1 protein-coding gene is annotated in these 2,185 nt (G+C 60.5%); it reads left to right on the top strand.

Annotated features, from left to right (window positions below):
* On the top strand, window positions 1-2,185 hold a 2,185-nt coding region (locus CKW25_RS25875), incomplete at both ends, for an immunoglobulin-like domain-containing protein (RefSeq protein WP_371855212.1).

Raw genomic sequence — 2,185 nt, 5'->3', positions numbered from 1 at the left:
CAGCCGGCTATCGTCAACAAGCTGGAAAGCGTTTCTGGCGCCGAGCAGTTTGAACAACTGACCCTGGGTCAGGACGAATACACCACCACCGTCACCGATCAACCGACCGGCGAAGGCGACAAGATCATTGTCACCATCGAAAGCAACGGCAACGTGCTGGAAGACGCCGCGCCGAAGTTCACCGTCAAGGTCGACCAGGTCCTCAAGCAAGACCTGACCGTGACCCTGAGCAACGGCGACACCGTCGTGATCAAGGCCGGCACCACCGAGACTCCGTACGAGCTCAAGGCTCAGGGCGATGACGTCTACAAAGACGGCCAAATCGTCGAAGTCGGCATCGATAACGCTACGGTCGACGGCAAGGCCTTCGAGAACCTGGTGCTCGGCGACAAGGCCGCCGTCACCATCGGCGACACCATCAGCGAAGTCACCGCCACCCTGACTGTGGATAAAACCACCGTCACCGAAGGCGGTTCGGTCACCTACACCGTGACCCTGACCAACGCCGCTGGCCTGCCGATGGGCACCCATGGTCCGCTGGAGTTCACCCTGTCCGACGGCACCGTGGTCAAGATCCCGGCCAACGGTACTTCCGGCACTGCCAGCGTTACCGCCAACGACGACATCTTCACCGGTGGCCAGCCGGCCATCGTCAACAAGCTGGAGTCCGTCAGCGGCGCCGAGCAGTTTGAACAACTGACCCTGGGCCAAGACGAATACACCACCGTCGTCACCGACGAGCCTGGTTCGGGCGATCCGACCAACCCGGCCAACGAAGGCGACAAGATCATTGTCACCATCGAAAGCAACGGCAACGTGCTGGAAGACGCCGCGCCGAAGTTCACCGTCAAAGTGGATCAGGTCCTCAAGCAAGACCTGACCGTGACCCTGAGCAACGGCGACACTGTCGTGATCAAGGCCGGCACCACCGAAACCCCGTACGAGCTCAAGCCTCAGGGCGACGACGTCTACAAAGACGGCCAGACCGTCGAAGTCGGCATCGATAACGCCACGGTCGACGGCAAGTCCTTCGAAAACCTGGTGCTCGGCGACAAGGCCACCGTGACCATCGGCGACACCATCAGCGAAGTCACCGCCACCCTGACTGTGGATAAAACCACCGTCACCGAAGGCGGTTCAGTCACCTACACCGTGACCTTGACCAACACCGCTGGCCTGCCGATGGCCAACCACGGCGAGCTGACCTTCAAGCTTTCCGATGGCACCACCATCACCGTGCCAGCCAACAGCACCACCGGCAGCGCAACGGTCGTCACCAGCAATGACATCTTCACCGGCGGCCAGCCTTCGCTGGTCAACAAGCTGGAATCCGTCAGCGGCGCCGAGCAGTTCGAGAAGCTGACCCTCGGCCAGGACGAATACACCACCACGGTCACCGACCAACCGACCGGCGAAGGTGACAAGATCACCGTCACCATCGAAAGCAACGGCGACGTGCTGGAAAACGCCGCACCGAAGTTCACCGTCAAAGTGGACCAGGTGCTCAAGCAAGACCTGACCGTGACCCTGAGCAACGGCGACACCGTCGTGATCAAGGCCGGCACCACCGAAACCCCATACGAGCTCAAGGCTCAGGGCGACGACGTCTACAAAGATGGCCAGATCGTCGAAGTAGGTGTTACTGACGCTGTAATCGACGGTAAATCCTTCGAAAACCTGGTGCTCGGCGACAAAGCCAGCGTGACCATCGGCGACACCATCAGTGAAGTCACTGCCACCCTGACCGTGGATAAAACCACCGTTACTGAAGGTGGCCAGATCACCTACACCGTGACTCTGACCAACGCTGCCGGCTTGCCAATGAGCAACCACGGCGAGCTGACCTTCAAGCTCAGTGATGGCACCACCATCACCGTGCCAGCGAACAGCACCACTGGCTCGGCCAGCATCACCGTCAATGACGACATCTTCACCGGCGGCCAGCCGGCCATCGTCAACAAACTGGAAAGCGTTTCTGGCGCCGAGCAGTTCGAGAAGCTGACCCTCGGCCAGGACGAATACACCACCACGGTCACCGACCAACCGACCGGCGAAGGTGACAAGATCACCGTCACCATCGAAAGCAACGGCGACGTGCTGGAAAACGCCGCACCGAAGTTCACCGTCAAAGTGGACCAGGTGCTCAAGCAAGACCTGACCGTCACCCTGAGCAACGGCGATACCG

The sequence above is a fragment of the Pseudomonas sp. Irchel s3h17 genome (assembly GCF_900187505.1).
Lineage (GTDB): Bacteria > Pseudomonadota > Gammaproteobacteria > Pseudomonadales > Pseudomonadaceae > Aquipseudomonas.
Note: the sequence above shows the minus strand (reverse complement) of the source record. Positions and strands in the feature narration are given on the sequence as shown.